Source organism: Thermodiscus maritimus (assembly GCF_055382595.1).
Genome location: NZ_AP042434.1, coordinates 186,734 through 202,447, shown reverse-complemented (window position 1 = coordinate 202,447; position 15,714 = coordinate 186,734). Strand labels below are relative to the sequence as shown.

Genomic DNA, 15,714 nt, shown 5'->3' with positions numbered 1-15,714 from the left:
GGTATGCACTATAATTTAGGAGGGGTGTACTTGTATGCCTAAGTTTCCTAGCCGTGAATGGGCTGAAGCCTACTGTCAAGAGCTGAACTCCAACCCCAACTATGAGAGGAGCGGTAAAGGCTGGGTGTGGCCGATACTCTTCAAGGTAACCAAGATGCCCAGAGAGCTGGAGGAAAAGTTTGGAGGGAAAAAGCCGGGGTTCATCCTAAAGCTCAACAATGGAAAGTGCGAGGGCGTGGAATGGTACGATGACTCCAGCCAGGCAGACGCGCCCTTCATACTGTCAGCAAGCTATGATGACTGGCTAGACGTGATCTCTGGCAAGGTGAACCCTCTGACCGCTATAATGAGGAGGAAGCTCGTAGTGGAGAAGGGGAACTATTCGGTCATAATGAGGTTCCCGATAGCTGCTCTGGAGATGGTTAAGACCGCTCAGCGCGTCGGAGTGGAGTGAACCCGCAAACCCTCCGCAGCGGGCAGGTCTCACAGGCACAATTAGCCGTATCGAGCCTAGCTGGCTTAGCCAGCCCGCTCGCAACCAGGGTTGATGCTATGAGCCTTGCCCGGTCAACGCTTATACCCAGCTCGGCCGCCACCTCCTCCAGCGTATACCCCTTCTCAAGGAGCTGAAGCATCCTAGCTACTATACTAGTCAACCAGCACCACCACATGGTATGTTATAGTCGCGAAGGTAATTGCCAAGAGTATGGAGTAGGCGGCGTAAGCTAATACGAGCTTCCAAGACCTCGTTATACTCCTCATCGCCGCAAGTGTGGCTATGCATGGGAAGTAGAGGGTGATCATTACTAGGAAGCCCAGGGCCTGGGGGAATGTGAGCCCGAGCGATCCTATAGCCTCGTGCACCGACTCCTCCTGGAAGCCCAGGCTTATCGCTATAGCGGTGAGGACGCCCTCCTTGGCTATCAGGCCATCGAGTAGAGCTAGGCCTAGGATCCTATCCTTGCCTGGCCCAACTCCTATGAGCCTGGTGACCTTCCCCACGTAGTCTCCCAGTATAGCCCCATAACTATAGTCGGGGTTAGCAGTATACCCGTTTGGCCCATATGATAGGAGACCCCATGTTATTACTGCTAGGAGGAATATCACGGTGCCAGCCTTACGGATGAAGTGCATAGTGTTGTCTCTAACATACCACCACACTACCCTCCAGTGCGGCTTGTGGACTGGAGGCAGCTCCATTATCAGCTCGGGCTTAGGCTGGTAGAGGAGCCTCGCCTTCTCGCTCATTAGCCTAGGCTGTACCACCCTAGACACTATGAGGCTCGTGAGGAGCGCGGCGATAATCGCCTCTGTATAAATAATTGTTATAGCTATACTCTGCTCTAATATGCTGGTTACCATAACGCTAGTGATCGCGATGATCACTGCTAGCCTTGCCTGGCATGGTATGAAGGGGACCGCGAACACTGCCCGGAGCCTCTCCTCCTCGGGTAGGCTCTTAGTGGCGTATTCTGCCGGCACGTTGCAGCCCATGCCTAGGAGGAGTGGGAACACGCTTCTCCCAGAGAGGCCGAACCTGTAGAATAGTGGGTGGAAGCTTATCGCCATCCTCGTAGCTAGCCCGGAGTCCTCGAGGAGTCCGAGGAACAGGTATACTAGCATGACTAGTGGGAGGAAGCTGAGTACGAATCCAACCCCTCCAATAATCCCGTCTCCTATAAGCCCCCCGGCGGGACCCGGGATAACATCCTTGACTATGTTGGAGAGGTATGTGAAGGCCAAGTCAAGCAGGCTCGCCAGATTATACTCGTCTAGGAGGCTGGCGACCCCCTCATAACCCAATGCCCTAAAGATTATGTTAAGCGGGAATCCAGTGTTCACTGAGAACACAGCGGCAAACGTGAGGAGGAGGCCTACGAGGCTCCCTATAGGACCGATAACAGGGTGGATCAAGACATCCGCGATCTTCTGCCAATAGCTCCCTGCAGGCTTCCTCCTAACAACCACCTCCGATGCTAGATGCTCTATGAAGGCGAGCCTCCTCTCAGCTATGTATAGCTCGGGCCTCAACCCGGTCTTCTTCATGGCGGATTCATACGCCTTCATGGCTAGTGATACTAGATCATGGTATCCATGCTCCTCGAGGATCGATAGGAGCGACTCGTTATTCCCCAGCAATTGTATAGCGAGCCACTCGGGCGTAACCCTAAAATGCTCTGCGGCCTCAATTACCATGCTATTGTTTGCCAGCTCCTCTAAATCCTCCTTCAACAGTCCATAGTCTATCCATAGCTTATGGGTGTTGAATGTTTCCCTTGAGGCTATGTGGGCTAGGAGCTGGTCTAATCCCTGCCCCTCGAGGGCTGAGACCGGCACCACTGGCACGCCTAGGACTCTCGAGAGCTTTTCAACATCGATGTGGACTCCCATAGCGTGGCTTATAGCGTATTTTGTGACCGCTACCACAACCCTTTCGGGGGCGGCCTCTATCAACTGTAAGACTAGGTTGAGGCTGCCCTCGGGGTTAGTGGAGTCGAGGAGAGCCACTATCTTGTCAGGCTTGAGTGTGAGTAGTGCTTCCAGCGTGACCTCCTCCTCGGGGCTTGTAGGTACTAGCCCATATGCGCCTGGGAGGTCTATGATGCACGCTTTTTCACCTCTAACGTTGATCTTTCCAATTTGTATATCTACTGTTACGCCGGGCCAGTTGGCTACCATGGACTGCTGGCCGGTTAAGGTGTTGAAGAGAACGCTTTTACCCACGTTTGGTGCTCCCACCAGCGCTACCTTAATGGTGCAGTCCCATAGTTTCTCGGCTACTGATTTGATGTTGGTGGTGGCGCTGTGGCTGTGCAATCCTCTTCTCCCAGGAATACATTGGTTGGCAAGGTTTAATAGGATGGGTTAATTATGATGTGAAATACTTCTATGTAGAAGTCACTTCTCCTCGTCTCTATTCAAGCCCACTCTAAGCTTTTCAGGGAAGTGGACGTCGAGCTGGGGGTATGGTATCTTTATACCAGCCTTGTCCAATGCGGGCTTGAGCCTGGTTTGGAGGTCTATCTTGGTAGCGAACCAGGCCTGGGTTGGAGCCCAGCACCTCATCTTCAACACTATAGCGCTATCCGCGTAGTTGTCTACGAAAACCTCAGGCGCGGGGTTTACGAGGCATAGGGGGTGATCCTCCATTAGGGCTTTTATAGTGCTTATAGCCTTCTCTAGATCGCTATCATAATGTATCCCTATATTGAACTCTACACGCCTAGCCTTCATCCTTGAATAATTCATTATGATACTGTTGAAGACCTCATTGTTCGGAATCCTAACTATGGGACCCTCCCACGTCCTTATCAGAGTAGAGAGTATATTGATTCCCACTACGACACCCGAGTAGCCTGCTATGCTCACGGGGTCCCCTATGCGGAGGGGTTGCTCTATTAGAAGCATGATCCCGCTCACGAGATTGCTCAAAGCGTTCTGAGTAGCCAAGCCTACGACTATGCCCGCGAATCCTCCAGCTATTAGGAGTGATGTCAAGCTGATCCCGAAGGGTGCGAGGGCTAGTACACCGGCTGTTATGAGGAGGCTGTAGTAGACTCCGGCCTCGAGGGGCTTGTATACGTGTGGTGGGAGCCTGTGGCTTAGGCTCTTCCTCATAATATTCCTAATGAGTACAGCGAACAGGAGTCCTATAGCGAATATCACTACTGCTTCGAGAGCATTCAAGGCATTCCCCTTAATAGACTCAAGTATTCCAGCTACAGTATCTCCTCCCCCTCCAGCTGTGGAAGTGCTCATGCCTGGCATCACCTCCACTAGGGTTGTGGGAGATACCTCTTCACAACATCGACTTTCATGGTGAATGAAGCTGCATAGGAGATTGGGACTGGGAAGAGGGGCCTCCTGTATTTGTAGTAGCTGTGGTTGCCAAGCTCTACTGGTCTCAACCCCTTCTTCGGGGGCGCATCCATCCTCTTAACGCTGACTAATCCTCCCTCAACGCTCGCCTCGAGGAGGGGATAGTAGAGCCTGCCATCCTCGTCTACGTAGAACTCCACCCCGCCGGCGTTGAAGCCGACGCCTGGAAGGAGGACGCTGGAGCCTCTAACTATGAACCTTACTATCGCTGTCCCAAGCTTGTACTCGAGCTGCTCCTCGTCGAAGACGGCGTCCGCCTTATGGTACCTGGCAAGGATCCCATCGTTTACATCGCCAATGAGAGTGTGCTTGACCATGACAGGTGAGAGGCGGACCAGTGCAAGGTCTCCAGCGTAAACCTCCAGCTCGATCGGGGCTAGTGTCCAGTAGTCCTCACCCTCCTCGATCAGTATACGCTTGCTGAAGTCCACGTAGATGAAGGGGGTCGCGGATAACACCCTGTATATTGCAGGGATCGGGACCGCGTAGACGAGCCTCTCCGGAGGGACCCTCGCGGTTACGCATCCATACCGGTCGCAGGCCTCCAGGTCTCCATAGCTATTCCTCCTAATACTAGCCTCTCCAAGCACTATCTCTTCTCCAGGCCCGATCCTCCATGGAACTTTAAGCATGGTGACGTTTTCAGACGCCAATACCCCCAGGCACCAGTAATAAGTCGCTGTGGTGGGGGCAAAAATTTGGCGCGGACAAGCCTCGGTTAAAGGGTTTCTCCGCTCTCGTCGGGCCTATAGCAGTATACTTTCCTGGCCCTCTCCATGCTCACCTTGCCCTCAACCGTATCCCTCTCAACGAGCCTCCGATCCCTCGAGCACGGGTCCCCGTAGCCTCCACCTCCCGGTGTATTGATATACACGGTATCCCCTTCCCGTAGCTCGACAGTAGCCCTGCATCCAAGCTCCAATCTATCCCCTTCAGCCCTCACGAGGTAGTGGCGTGACGCCGCCCCCTCTCCTCCTCCATGAAGCCCCCACGGCCTGCGCCTACACCTCTCCGCTACTATAGTGAGGGTGGCCCTTCCCTGGGTTAGCTTGAAGGCTCTCACGATTCCCAAGCCGCCCCTGTATTCTCCAGGGCCCTCGCTATCACTCCTCAACTCGTACCTTACGAACAATACTGGGTATTCGGCTTCGAGCCTCTCTATGGGGGTGTTAAGGGTGTTGGTCATATTCGTGTGGACACCGTCGACCCCGTCCTTCCCGGGCCTAGCTCCCTGGCCGCAAGCGATGGTCTCGTAGAAAGCCCACATCCCCCCGTCTGGATGGACTCCTCCGAGCATGACATTAGTCATAGTCCCGCAGCTGGCCGCGGGGACCCTCCCTGGTAGGGCTTTGGCGAGGGCCTTGTACACCACGTCAACGATCCTCTGACTAGTCTCCGTGTTGCCACCGCTAACAGGAGCTCCCCTATGGGGGTTTACTAGGCTCCCCTCCGGAGCAGTTATATCGACCACCCTGAAGAAGCCATGGTTAACCGGCATGTCCGGGTCTAACACTGTCTTCAAAGCGTAGACTGTTGAGGCAACAGTTACACCGTAGACTGCGTTCAGGGGCTCCTCAACCTGCGGGCTGGTGCCGGAGTAGTCTACCCTGACCCTATCACCGGTTATCTCGACGGACGCCCTTATCCTGGCTTCCCCCTCCGCCAGTTCTATATAGTCCTCGCCGGTCCACCTCCCCCTAACGCCCAGCTCGTTTATCCTAGCCATCGTATAGCGTTCTGTGTAGTCTAGGATCTCCCTCCACGCTTCTAAGAGGGTCTCGCCCCCATACCTCTCCGCTAGCTCAATTATCCTCTTCTCGCCAACATTCAATGATGCTATCTGCGCGCTCACGTCGCCCATGAAGATGTCGGGGGTCCTAACGTTAGCCTTGACGAGCTCTATGATATCGCTCCTGAGCCTGCCTGCCTCTATAATCTTAACTGGAGGGATAATGATCCCCTCCTGCAGGAGCTCTCTCGCCCCTCCTCCAATGCTCCCCGGAGTGATGCCTCCAACATCAACATGGTGGGCCTTATTGGCGACGATTGCAACCAGGACTCCCTTATAGTATACGGGTTTAACCATCATAACATCATTAAGGTGGGTGCCGGCTATGAAGGGATCATTAACCATAACTATATCGCCGGGATCCAGGCTGACCCCGTGGGATTCCAGGTACTCCATAGTATTGTGGACGCCTACAGCCATACTCCCAATATGAACGGGGATGTGCTCGGCTTGAGCTACAAGCTCTCCCCGCGGAGTATATACGGCGCAGGTGTGGTCCATTCTATCCTTAATGTTTGGGCTGTAGGCGGTGTTCCTCAAAACAATACCCATCTCCTCGCTAGCATATATCGCCGCGTTCCGGATAACCTCGACAGTAAGCTTATCCACACCGGGTCACCCCTCTATGACGATGTCTCCTAGATCGTCCACGACGCCCGAGTAGCCTGGCGGGACGGCGATCGTAGTATCACTGGCTTCAATAATAGCTGGCCCCTCAACTCTACTCCCCGGTGGGAGCCGCTCTCTCCTATACACTGCAGCCGTGTGCCAGCCGCCGTTGAAGAAGGCCTCCCTCTCCCCAAGGAGGGGGTCCCCCTCCATTCTAGGAGGCTTAATCGAGGGCTTACTCGTCAAGCCGTAGGCTTCAAGCCTGGCGAGAACGATCTCGACCCTCTCCCCAGGCCTCGAGAAGCCATAGCGCGCCTCGTGGAGCCTGTGGAACTCCTCCACCGCACCCCTGACACTGCCACGGTAGGGGACTCGGAGCGTGTAGGCCTGCCCCCAGTACTTTACATCGAGGAATAATGCATACCTCCTCTTCTCGGCGGGGACCCCTTCAGAGCCCAGTATCCCCTCAGCCTTCTCCATCATCACCCTGAACGCCTCCTCTAGGAGGCCCTCATCAACGGTGTCAGCAGGCTTGACTACGGGCTCGTGGAAGCTGTGCCTGTAATCCGCTACCAGCAAGCCGAAGGCGCTGAAGACGCCCGCATAGGGTGGAACTACCACCCTCTCAGCCCCTACCTCCCCTGCGAGCTCCACGGCGTGAAGGGGTCCAGCACCGCCGAATGCGAAGAGGGTGAAAACCCTGGGATCGTGGCCCCTCTCAACGCTCACAAGCCTTAGGGCCCTGGCCATCACATTATTCGCCAAGCCAATAATCGTCCACGCTGCATCCACCGGGTCTAGACCGAGGGGCCTCGCTATCTTCTCCTTGATAGCTTGTAGAGCAAGGTCCTTCCGGAGCCGGAGGCCCCCGGAGAGCACTTCTGGAAGCCTGCCAAGCACCAGGTTAGCATCAGTAACAGTAGGCTCGACCCCACCCCTACCATAGCATGCAGGCCCCGGATCGGCGCCACGCTCTTGGGCCCTACCCGGAGTCCTCCCCCCGGATCAACCCATGCAATCGTCCCCCCGCCCGCGCTCACCTCTGCAAGGTCTATGTGGGGGAAGCGGACCGGGTACCCGCTCCCCCTAACAAGCCTCCCCATATGGACGCGGCCGCCAACCTCATAGACGTCTACAACCTCTGGCTCCCCATCGATTATGCTGGAAGCCTTAGCAGTAGTACCACCCATGTCGAAGCCGAGGGCCCACTTCACCCCGAGCATCCTGGAGAGATACGCTGCCGCCACCGCGCCGGCGCTGGGCCCGCTCTCGATGAATGCAGCGGGCTTCTCGAGAGCCTCCCTCACCCCACTTACTCCACCACTGCTCTGCATAACCAGTATCACTCCCCTGAATCCCTGGCTCTCCAGCTTCTCCTCGAGCTGGGAGAGGTAGGAGGAGAGCACTGGCTTGAGGATGGCGTTCACGACGGTAGTGCTCGTCCTCTCATACTCCATGGGCTGCGGGTCGACCTCGTGGCTAGCCACCACTATGGAGCCGGGGCAGGCATCTAGTATGATCCGTTTAGCGTTCGCCTCGTGGACTGGGTTGCGGTAGCTGTGGAGGAATGATACGATGAACACCCTAACACCCCTACCGCACCATTTCCGGGCCTCCCGGGCAACCCCCTCAGCATCAAGGGGCTCCAGCTCCCTGCCCCGGGCATCGATCCTCCCCCCTACCCCCACACGGTGGTCTCTGGGTATGAGGGGCTTGGGCCTCTCATAGAACATGTTGTAGAGGCTGGGCCTGTTCTGCCTCCCAATCTCCAATACATCCCTGAAGCCCATGTTGGTGAAGAGCACGGCCTCTGGTATCTCCAATCCGACTTGTCCGAAGAACATGTTCGTCCCAATAGTAGTGGCGTGGACAAACACTCCAACACCCTCGAAGCCCCCCAGCACATGGCGGAGGCCTTCCATGATACCCTCAACGGGCCTAGCCGGGGTAGTGGAGGATTTACCCGTCCACACCAATCCGGAGTCTTCGTCGAACACTACAATATCCGTGAAGGTGCCGCCAACGTCAACCCCCACCCTCTTCAACCCAGAAGACACCCTTTAACCCACACTATTCCCCGAAGCACGCATGGGAGATTTACGGTCGACCCTAGCATTCTACATTATATCCCTTGGTAATAACAGGATTTGAAGCCTCGATAACAATGATAAGTGAGAGCGTATGCATACAAGCGGGCTGGTGGTGTCACCGAGCATGGCATCCTACAACATATTGGCTCAGGGCATCTACAATGAGCACCTTGACCTCGTAGGAGACGCCTTACTTGTAGAGGAGGGAGTCATCAAGAGGATCGGGAGGGCGAGCTACGCCTCCAACGTGAGAGTGGAAGGCTACATCACCCCCGCGTTCATAGACGCTCACCTACACATCACCTGGATCGGCTTGGCTAAAAACGGGGTAGACCTACGCGGCTCAAAGAGCCCGGAGGAGGTGGCTAGGAGGCTCTCCAGGGCAAGTGGAGAACTAGCCTATGGGAGGGGGTGGGACCAGGAAGAGTTCACCGAGAGAGGGACCCTACCCACGAGGAAGCTCCTTGACAAATACGTTCCAGACAAGCCGGCCGTCGCAGTGAGGGTTTGCGGCCACCTCGCAGTATTGAACACGATAGCCCTCCGGCTCTCACAGATACACGAGAAATACCCAGATCTAGTAGATAGGGAGCAAGGCATAGTACGGGAGGATGCAGTATACCATGCGGTTGAGAGCCTCCTCTCCCACGTCAACACAGCCGGGATAGTAAGGGACGCTATAGAGGAGATGGTGAAGCACGGGGTCGCTGGCGCCTCAAGCATGTCCTGCCCACCGAGCGAGGCAAGAGCCCTAGCAAGCCTGGAGCGTAGAGGACGCCTCCCAGTAAGGGTAGCATGCTATCCCAGGATAAACAACCTGGAAGAGGCTATGCGGGCCCTGGAGGATTCGAGGATGGCGGGGGTTGCCGGGGTGAAGGACTTCGCAAACGGCAGCCTAGGGGCGAGGACAGCATACCTCTCCCAAGACTACGCCGACGACCCAGGGAACAGGGGCATGCTCCTCCTGGACAAGAAGGCGATAACCAGGCTAGCGGAGGGAGTACTCGGTAGGGGGCTGAGGCTGGCGATACATGCGATAGGGGACGCGGCATTATCAGAGGTGATTGAGGCCTACGAGGAGCTGGGGGTCGGGTCGGAGGGGAGGATCGAGCACGCAAGCATCGCGACGCCACGCCAAGTGGAGAAGCTGGCGAGCCTAGGCTCCCACGTAGTGGTGCAGCCTCGCTTCAGGGTGTCAGATTGGTGGATCACCGACAGGCTCGGACCGGAGAGGGCGAGGTGGGCGTATCCATTCAAAACAATGGCTGATGCGGGAGTAAGACTCGCATTCTCCACAGACGCTCCAGTAGAGCCCCTAGACCCCGGGGAGACGGTATCTGCTGCCGAGTCAAGGTGCAGCCAGCCAGCCTGCAGGGGCGAAGAGGCCCTATCCAGGAAGCAGACTATATACTACTACACGAGGGGCAGCGCGGAAGCCTCCGGAGGCCCAGTAGAGGCTCTTGGAAGACTAGAAACTGGGGCGCCAGCGGCCCTAGTATGGTTCAAGAGGGACCCAGCCGGAAGCAGCGGGCTGGACAGTCCGAGGTGGATCCCGCAGCTGGCACCCACCATCTAGCCCACCCATGCAAGGCCCAGCTCTCCAATACAATGTATCGGTCAAATCACGGCATGCCTCCAAACATTGCATGCGGCGGCAATCCCCCGTTTGGGGCCGCTGTGATAGTACCCGGGGGGAGGAGTACGGGATAGTGGGGCTTGACCCAGAATCTATACACTATAAAAATATTGGGAAAATAATGGTTTGGGGTGGGATCAGCACGGCTAGGACATGTAAAATAATAATTTTTTTATATTCTTATTGTGGGTTAGTCCTCGCCTGGCTCCTCTAGCGAGTAGTCAATCTTACCCTCATGCACAACTATAGTAACCTTAACCCCATTACTGCAGGTAAACATGTGGACGCCCTCATTCTCCATCAGGTCAGTTATCATGTCAACGGCCTTCTCAATATCCTCCATACTGCAGCCGGCGTCAACCATGTCAGCGGTGAGATCAATTGCGGCCACAGTACCCTTACACTCCCACTCGCCTAGCAAGTCCCTAGGACACTCATCCATTAGAGGGTCATTCTCGAAGTCATCTCCGGGATCGCCGTGCTCTGGAGACGAGTGAACCACCTAGCCCACCCCCGGGCAGTCTAACCTGGAGGAAGACCGGGGAAAATATCTAATGATTTAAGAATAGAAACTCCCCTAATGGGAAAATTACCTGCTTTACCATAACCAGAAAAGAGGAAAAACACCCGGGGGGCTCCCAGATAATACATACACTCCCATATCAAACCCCGAAAACAATCATCCAACCCCGAGAAAGGTGATCCCCGATGGCGAAGATACAAATAATCGCATCACGCAACGGTCCATACCTTATAAAAGTCGATGGAAAAATAAAAACAGCGCTCTGCAGGTGCGGCGGCTCAAACAACAAGCCCTTCTGCGATGGAACGCATGCCAAAATAGGCTTCAAGGCCCCCGAGACAGTAGCCTTCGAGCTCGATGAGTAAAAAATTATGCATGAATTAATTTAATGCCAAGAACCCCCAACCCACGAGCTAGCCGCATCCACAACCAAGCCCACACAAAAACAAAACAATACAACCATTTAGGCGACTATTTTATTTATACAACTGGTTCGTTTTTTCCGGCGTAAAATCGGCTGCAGCACCACCCCCATACAGATACATTTAAAAACTTTTTGATCAACAAGACACCATGAGCCACTCGGGGCGGGGATCCAGTTAGAACTAGGATTCCCCACCCCAAGACAAAAACAATGAAAAAGAACCACACAAACAGGCTAGTTGAAAACAAGCAAAACTAAGAGCAAAAACGTTATTGAATCAGTCTCACCATCAGGTTGAAAACAAGCAAAACTAAGAGGCGTCAAGTCTACCCGCCTCCCGTGTTCTACTTAGTTGAAAACAAGCAAAACTAAGAGAGGCGGTGATGACTTGGGACTACAAAGCTCGTGTTGAAAACAAGCAAAACTAAGAGTAGTCCCCGTCTACCGTGCGGTGGACCAGTAGATAGTAGCCTGTTGAAAACAAGCAAAACTAAGAGTTATTTCTTCATACATTTTTTATCTCCCTCTTTTTGTTGAAAACAAGCAAAACTAAGAGTTTATGGTTAGGATTATTTGTACATGTACTTTGTTAGTTGAAAACAAGCAAAACTAAGAGTTTTATCAGGGCCCTGAAAAAGGGATAACTAGTTGAAAACAAGCAAAACTAAGAGTTATCTCCTCCTCTACTCTACTCACGTTTTCTCACCTCTGTTGAAAACAAGCAAAACTAAGAGCGGGCGGGTTACCCGCGGCGACAACCTTGATATTAGTTGAAAACAAGCAAAACTAAGAGTTATGTGGCTCAAGCCAGCCCGGTAGTGTAAGTTGAAAACAAGCAAAACTAAGAGTGCTCTAACCTCTCGGGGCTGGGTAGCTCCACGTTGAAAACAAGCAAAACTAAGAGCCTCGGCGGAACACACTCCTTCCAGCTTCCCATACACCCCTCCCGAGTTGAAAACAAGCAAAACTAAGAGGAACCATATTAGTGTTTTTACACCATTAATATTCCTGTAGAGTTGAAAACAAGCAAAACTAAGAGCCTTGTGAAGCGGACGCAAACCATCGCTGTTCGGTTGAAAACAAGCAAAACTAAGAGACGCCGAAAATAAATCTGGCTTTCCCAATCACTCCACCGTTGAAAACAAGCAAAACTAAGAGTGCTATGTGTCCTGGAGTCCTGTTAAAGGGCTTGTTCGTTGAAAACAAGCAAAACTAAGAGTATTATAATGTAATAGAGACTCCCCCCCATTATTAGTTGAAAACAAGCAAAACTAAGAGTATTAGGCGTCCTATGGATCCACACCGCATACAAGGTTGAAAACAAGCAAAACTAAGAGGTGCCGAATAGCATGAATGGATAGGTGTTGTTTAGCTCCACGTTGAAAACAAGCAAAACTAAGAGCCAGGGCTTAGCCCCCCGGGGGGCTAGGGTTTTGCTTGGTTGAAAACAAGCAAAACTAAGAGTCCACGTCTTCAACAGCTTCCCATCTAGATAGAGCTTGTTGAAAACAAGCAAAACTAAGAGTGATGAGGATCTCGACGAGCTTATCATTGACAAGTTGAAAACAAGCAAAACTAAGAGTTTATTTTTATTTTCCCATTCATTCCGTTCCCCCTCTTGAAAACAAGCAAAACTAGTAGGATACTGTATTATGTTTTTATGGTGGGTGTTGTTTCCTGTAGTGTTTTTGGTTGTTGTATTTATTTTGGTTTGATGGGTGTATGGTGGGTTTGGGTGGTTTGATTGGCTTGTGGTTTGGGTTTGGAGGGTGCCCGTGTTCTCGTTACTGCTTCGACTCGGGGTATTGGTGGGGGTATTGCGAGGGTTTTGCTTGAGTGTGGGGCTCGTGTTGTTATTAATGGTAGGAGTGTGGAGGGTGTTCGTAGGGCTCTAGGCGGGCTCTCCGGGTTTGAGGGGAGGGTTCATGGCGTCGCAGCTGACCTGTCGGTTGAGGGTGAGGCTGAGAGGCTTGTACGGGAGGCGGTAAGGGTTCTCGGCGGGCTGGATGCTCTGGTTTACGTGCCTCCCCCTGTTCCTGGAGGGCGGTTCTTGTCTCTAGGCATGAGGCTGTGGAGGCTCAGCTACCGTCTCTTGATCGAGGCGGCTGTCGAGGCAGTCTCAGCCTCCTACCCCCACCTGGTCGAGTCGGGGAATCCCTCGATCACCTTCATTACGAGCATCGCTGCCTGGGAGCCCCTGCCCGAGATAGCTACGAGCAGCGTTCTCCGCCCCGGACTCCACGCTATGACGATCCTGCTGGCCCGGGAGCTCGGCCCCGACGGTATTAGGGTGAATGCTGTGATACCCGGGTATATTGAGACTGACCGGCTCAGGCAGGTTGCCGAGGCCAGGGCGCGGGAGAAGGGTACAAGTGTTGGGGAGGAGTTGAGAAAAATGGCTGAGGGGGTCCCGTTGGGGAGGCTTGGACTCCCCGGTGATATTGGGTGGCTCGTCGCCTTCCTAGCCTCGCCGAGGGCCTCCTACATCACGGGGGCGTTGATACCTGTTAGTGGGGGCCTGCACTCCTCGGTCCACTAGTCGTGGACCGGCTCCCAGTAGAGTATGTCTGTTATTGCCCCAGTCCTCTCCTCCGGGGGCTTGAATACTGGTTTAACCCTCATCCCCGGGTAGACCGTGTCTGGGTCCGCCTTAACCACGCCCAGGTAGCCTCCAATCGCTCCCGGAACCGTTATCAGTGCCAGCACCTGCGGCTCCTCCAGCTTCCTCCCGTAGAAGTCCCGGTGGATGACTGTTGCTAGTGTTATCGTGTAGGGTCCCTCCAGCTCGACAACCTCTCCTCGGCTCATCTCCTCGTCGGGGCAGAATGTCTTCGGGGGAGGAGCAGCTGGTCTCCGCAGAGCATCCCCGGTATTTTCCCCTTCCTCAGGATCTCCACGGCCTCCAGCCCGTGTATTCCGGGAGGGTAGAGGTAGTAGTCTGGCTCCTGCTTGCCCGGGTAGTGTATTATGTCTCCGGGCAGCGCCCTCTTATCCCAGCTCACCCCTAACTCACCCCTCTACAGGCTCGAAGCACTCTATGTCGGTTATGCTGCCAGTCCTCTCCTCCACAGGCTTCCACCTCGGCTTAACCCTCAATCCTATCGCTGACCCGTCCATGACCTGTTCCGGTGTTACGCCGCAGATCTTGTGGAAGAGGCCTGCGAACTCGTACTGTCCCTCCTTGTAGCCTGGGGCGTCCAGCCTTATCACGCCCACGATCTCGGGCTCCTCGAGCCTGCTCCTATCAGTCGCGATGTAGCTTACCACAGCCGTGTGTATCCTCCCTGTCCCGGGCACCTCTACCCAATCAGTGGTTGGGGCGTGGCAGTACTCGCAGTATGCCCGTGGGGGCACGTATACTCTCCCACACACAGGGCACTTCACGCCCAGGATCCTCCCCTCCTTCAGCCCCTTCAGGAACCTCGACTGCGCCTGGCCGGCGGAGAAGAGGTACCTGGCCCTAGCCTGGTACTTTATCATGCCTGGGAGCTTCATGTACTCGTCCCGCTTAAGATAGGTGCCTGGGAGGGGGGTCTCCGGCTTACCCTTACCACTACTCACACCAATCCACCTCCATCTAGTTGCTCAAAACAATAACTGTCCCCGCTTGCATGAGATCGCCCCAAGCCTGGGCGACACCCTTATGGACGGGCTTCTTCACCTGCCTCTTCCCAGCCTCGTAGCGGAGCTGCCAGAAGATCTCGGCTACCTTCATCAAGCCAGCGGCCGCTATAGGGTTGCCTACGCCCAGCAGCCCCCCGCTGGGGCTCGTGGGCAGCTCTCCGTCCCTGTCGAAGTATCCTTCCCTGAGGAGCTTCCACGCCTGGCACCTGGGGGCTAGCTGGAGTCCTTCTATGTGGTGTAGCTCCTTGTAGTCGAAGGGATCGTATGGCTCCGCGACATCGATCTCCTTCCAGGGCCTCTCGATGCCAGCCATCCTGTAGGCCATCCTGGCGGCGTATTCAACGTATCTCGGGTAGGATAGCTCCCTGTTGTACCAGTGGGTGTTGTCGAGGGTCCATCCCACCCCCTCGATCCACACGGGGGAGTCGGTTATCCTCCTCGCCTCCCTCTCCCTCGCTATAATGAGTGCGACGGCCCCATCGCTCACGGGGCTTATGTCGAGCCTGTTCACCGGCCATACTAGGAGCTCGCTGTTCAACACGTCATCTACTGTGATCTCAGCTGCCGCCTGTGCTGCTGGGTGGTCTAGGGCGTTCCTCTTATTCTTCACGCTCACCAGCGCTATATCCTCCTTCCTTGCACCGCACTTGTACATGTAGCGCCTCATCTCCATTGCGAAGATCCATATTAGGTTGGGGCCGAGGGGCCTCTCGAGTATAGGGTCCCATATGTAGGAGAAGACGTACTGTGGGTGCTTCATTGCATGGCTCATCTTCTCCTCCGCCACTGCTAGAACCGTGTCGCAGTGGCCGCTTGCCGCGTGCCACCATGCCGATATTGGCACCATTACCCCGGTTCCGCCACCTATGTAGATCCTGTCTACGGGCTTCCCGAAGCCCCCGCTGCCGTCAGCGAGGTATTCCCCGTTTAAGTGTACTCCGTCGAAGGCGTCTGGGGCGGTGCCGATCACGACACAGTCTATGTCGCGGAGCGTGAGGCCCGCGCTGTCAAGGGCCTGCTTAACCGCCTCCCACGCCAGCTCCCTCGGGGTTTCCAGGAACCTCCTCCTGAAGAGGGTCATCCCAGCCCCAACTATCGCAACCCTATCCTTCACGTGGAGATTAGCCCTCACACCAATTC

At 54.8% G+C, this 15,714-nt stretch carries 15 protein-coding genes, 1 pseudogene and 1 CRISPR repeat array; of the genes and pseudogenes, 4 read left to right on the top strand and 12 right to left on the bottom strand.

The genetic code is table 11. From position 1 onward, the window contains the following. The first annotated feature begins 34 nt into the window (after positions 1–34). Positions 35–454 (top strand): SCP2 sterol-binding domain-containing protein, encoded by a 420-nt coding sequence (locus tag ACZ47H_RS01050; protein ID WP_464933378.1) that lies wholly within the window; start codon positions 35–37, stop codon positions 452–454. Here ACZ47H_RS01050 and ACZ47H_RS01045 read toward each other — a convergent pair. From ACZ47H_RS01045 to ACZ47H_RS01015, 7 genes and pseudogenes are all read right to left on the bottom strand, one after another. Then, positions 423–656, bottom strand: a complete 234-nt coding sequence (locus tag ACZ47H_RS01045) for a hypothetical protein (RefSeq protein ID WP_464933377.1) — start codon at positions 654–656, stop codon at positions 423–425. The genes ACZ47H_RS01050 and ACZ47H_RS01045 overlap by 32 nt on opposite strands. Further along, positions 649–2,817 (bottom strand): ferrous iron transport protein B, encoded by a 2,169-nt coding sequence (gene feoB / locus ACZ47H_RS01040; protein WP_464933376.1) that lies wholly within the window; start codon positions 2,815–2,817, stop codon positions 649–651. The genes ACZ47H_RS01045 and feoB overlap by 8 nt, the downstream gene beginning before the upstream one ends. An 81-nt stretch (positions 2,818–2,898) precedes the next feature. After that, a complete protein-coding gene (locus tag ACZ47H_RS01035; RefSeq protein WP_464933375.1) occupies positions 2,899–3,759 on the bottom strand; it encodes a mechanosensitive ion channel family protein in 861 nt (286 codons plus the stop codon). Positions 3,760–3,776: 17 nt separating this feature from the next. Beyond that, positions 3,777–4,532, bottom strand: coding sequence for a DUF432 domain-containing protein (locus ACZ47H_RS01030; RefSeq protein WP_464933374.1), 756 nt, complete (start codon positions 4,530–4,532; stop codon positions 3,777–3,779). Between the two features lie 65 nt (positions 4,533–4,597). After that, positions 4,598–6,277 carry a hydantoinase B/oxoprolinase family protein gene (locus ACZ47H_RS01025; protein WP_464933373.1) on the bottom strand — a complete coding sequence of 560 codons (1,680 nt, stop codon included), beginning with the start codon at positions 6,275–6,277 and terminating at the stop codon, positions 4,598–4,600. A 6-nt stretch (positions 6,278–6,283) separates the two neighbouring features. Beyond that, positions 6,284–6,757 (bottom strand): hypothetical protein, encoded by a 474-nt coding sequence (locus ACZ47H_RS01020; protein WP_464933904.1) that lies wholly within the window; start codon positions 6,755–6,757, stop codon positions 6,284–6,286. A 135-nt stretch (positions 6,758–6,892) separates the two neighbouring features. Then, positions 6,893–8,274 (bottom strand): annotated as a pseudogene (locus ACZ47H_RS01015) (hydantoinase/oxoprolinase family protein); the annotation flags it as partial. A 205-nt stretch (positions 8,275–8,479) separates the two neighbouring features. Between ACZ47H_RS01015 and ACZ47H_RS01010 the strand changes: the two are divergent. Continuing rightward, positions 8,480–9,943: an amidohydrolase gene (locus ACZ47H_RS01010; protein ID WP_464933372.1), complete on the top strand. Its 1,464-nt coding sequence runs from the start codon at positions 8,480–8,482 to the stop codon at positions 9,941–9,943. Positions 9,944–10,193: 250 nt separating this feature from the next. Here the strand turns inward: ACZ47H_RS01010 and ACZ47H_RS01005 are convergent, their stop codons facing one another. Further along, positions 10,194–10,505, bottom strand: coding sequence for a hypothetical protein (locus ACZ47H_RS01005; protein WP_464933371.1), 312 nt, complete (start codon positions 10,503–10,505; stop codon positions 10,194–10,196). 206 nt (positions 10,506–10,711) lie between these two features. Between ACZ47H_RS01005 and ACZ47H_RS01000 the strand changes: the two genes are divergently transcribed. Together ACZ47H_RS01000 and ACZ47H_RS00995 are read left to right on the top strand one after the other, a co-directional pair. Beyond that, positions 10,712–10,891, top strand: a complete 180-nt coding sequence (locus ACZ47H_RS01000) for a CDGSH iron-sulfur domain-containing protein (protein WP_464933370.1) — start codon at positions 10,712–10,714, stop codon at positions 10,889–10,891. Positions 10,892–11,187: 296 nt separating this feature from the next. Continuing rightward, positions 11,188–12,591: a CRISPR direct-repeat array (repeat unit 24 nt; unit sequence GTTGAAAACAAGCAAAACTAAGAG). A gap of 103 nt (positions 12,592–12,694) precedes the next feature. Continuing rightward, the gene (locus tag ACZ47H_RS00995; protein WP_464933369.1) at positions 12,695–13,489 is read left to right on the top strand and encodes an SDR family oxidoreductase; all 795 of its coding nucleotides are present in this window, start codon (positions 12,695–12,697) and stop codon (positions 13,487–13,489) included. Here ACZ47H_RS00995 and ACZ47H_RS00990 read toward each other — a convergent pair. Genes ACZ47H_RS00990 through ACZ47H_RS00975 form a run of 4 tightly spaced genes read right to left on the bottom strand, consistent with a single transcriptional unit; the run spans position 13,486 to position 15,706 of the window. Further along, a complete protein-coding gene (locus tag ACZ47H_RS00990; protein ID WP_464933368.1) occupies positions 13,486–13,758 on the bottom strand; it encodes an OB-fold domain-containing protein in 273 nt (90 codons plus the stop codon). The two genes, ACZ47H_RS00995 and ACZ47H_RS00990, sit on opposite strands and share 4 nt — an antisense overlap. After that, positions 13,755–13,952, bottom strand: coding sequence for a hypothetical protein (locus tag ACZ47H_RS00985; RefSeq protein WP_464933367.1), 198 nt, complete (start codon positions 13,950–13,952; stop codon positions 13,755–13,757). Before ACZ47H_RS00985 ends, ACZ47H_RS00990 begins: the two co-directional genes overlap by 4 nt. Positions 13,953–13,959: 7 nt before the next feature. Continuing rightward, a complete protein-coding gene (locus ACZ47H_RS00980) occupies positions 13,960–14,511 on the bottom strand; it encodes a Zn-ribbon domain-containing OB-fold protein (protein ID WP_464933366.1) in 552 nt (183 codons plus the stop codon). A gap of 16 nt (positions 14,512–14,527) precedes the next feature. After that, the gene (locus tag ACZ47H_RS00975; RefSeq protein ID WP_464933365.1) at positions 14,528–15,706 is read right to left on the bottom strand and encodes a thiolase domain-containing protein; all 1,179 of its coding nucleotides are present in this window, start codon (positions 15,704–15,706) and stop codon (positions 14,528–14,530) included. Positions 15,707–15,714: the final 8 nt, after the last annotated feature.

Coding starts and splice junctions, on each gene's coding strand:
- ACZ47H_RS01050 (WP_464933378.1), top strand. CDS start 35: ATGCCTAAGTTTCCTAGCCGTGAATGGGCTGAAGCCTACTGTCAAGAG.
- ACZ47H_RS01000 (WP_464933370.1), top strand. CDS start 10,712: ATGGCGAAGATACAAATAATCGCATCACGCAACGGTCCATACCTTATA.
- ACZ47H_RS00990 (WP_464933368.1), bottom strand. CDS start 13,758: ATGAGCCGAGGAGAGGTTGTCGAGCTGGAGGGACCCTACACGATAACA.
- ACZ47H_RS01020 (WP_464933904.1), bottom strand. CDS start 6,757: ATGGAGAAGGCTGAGGGGATACTGGGCTCTGAAGGGGTCCCCGCCGAG.
- ACZ47H_RS01035 (WP_464933375.1), bottom strand. CDS start 3,759: ATGAGCACTTCCACAGCTGGAGGGGGAGGAGATACTGTAGCTGGAATA.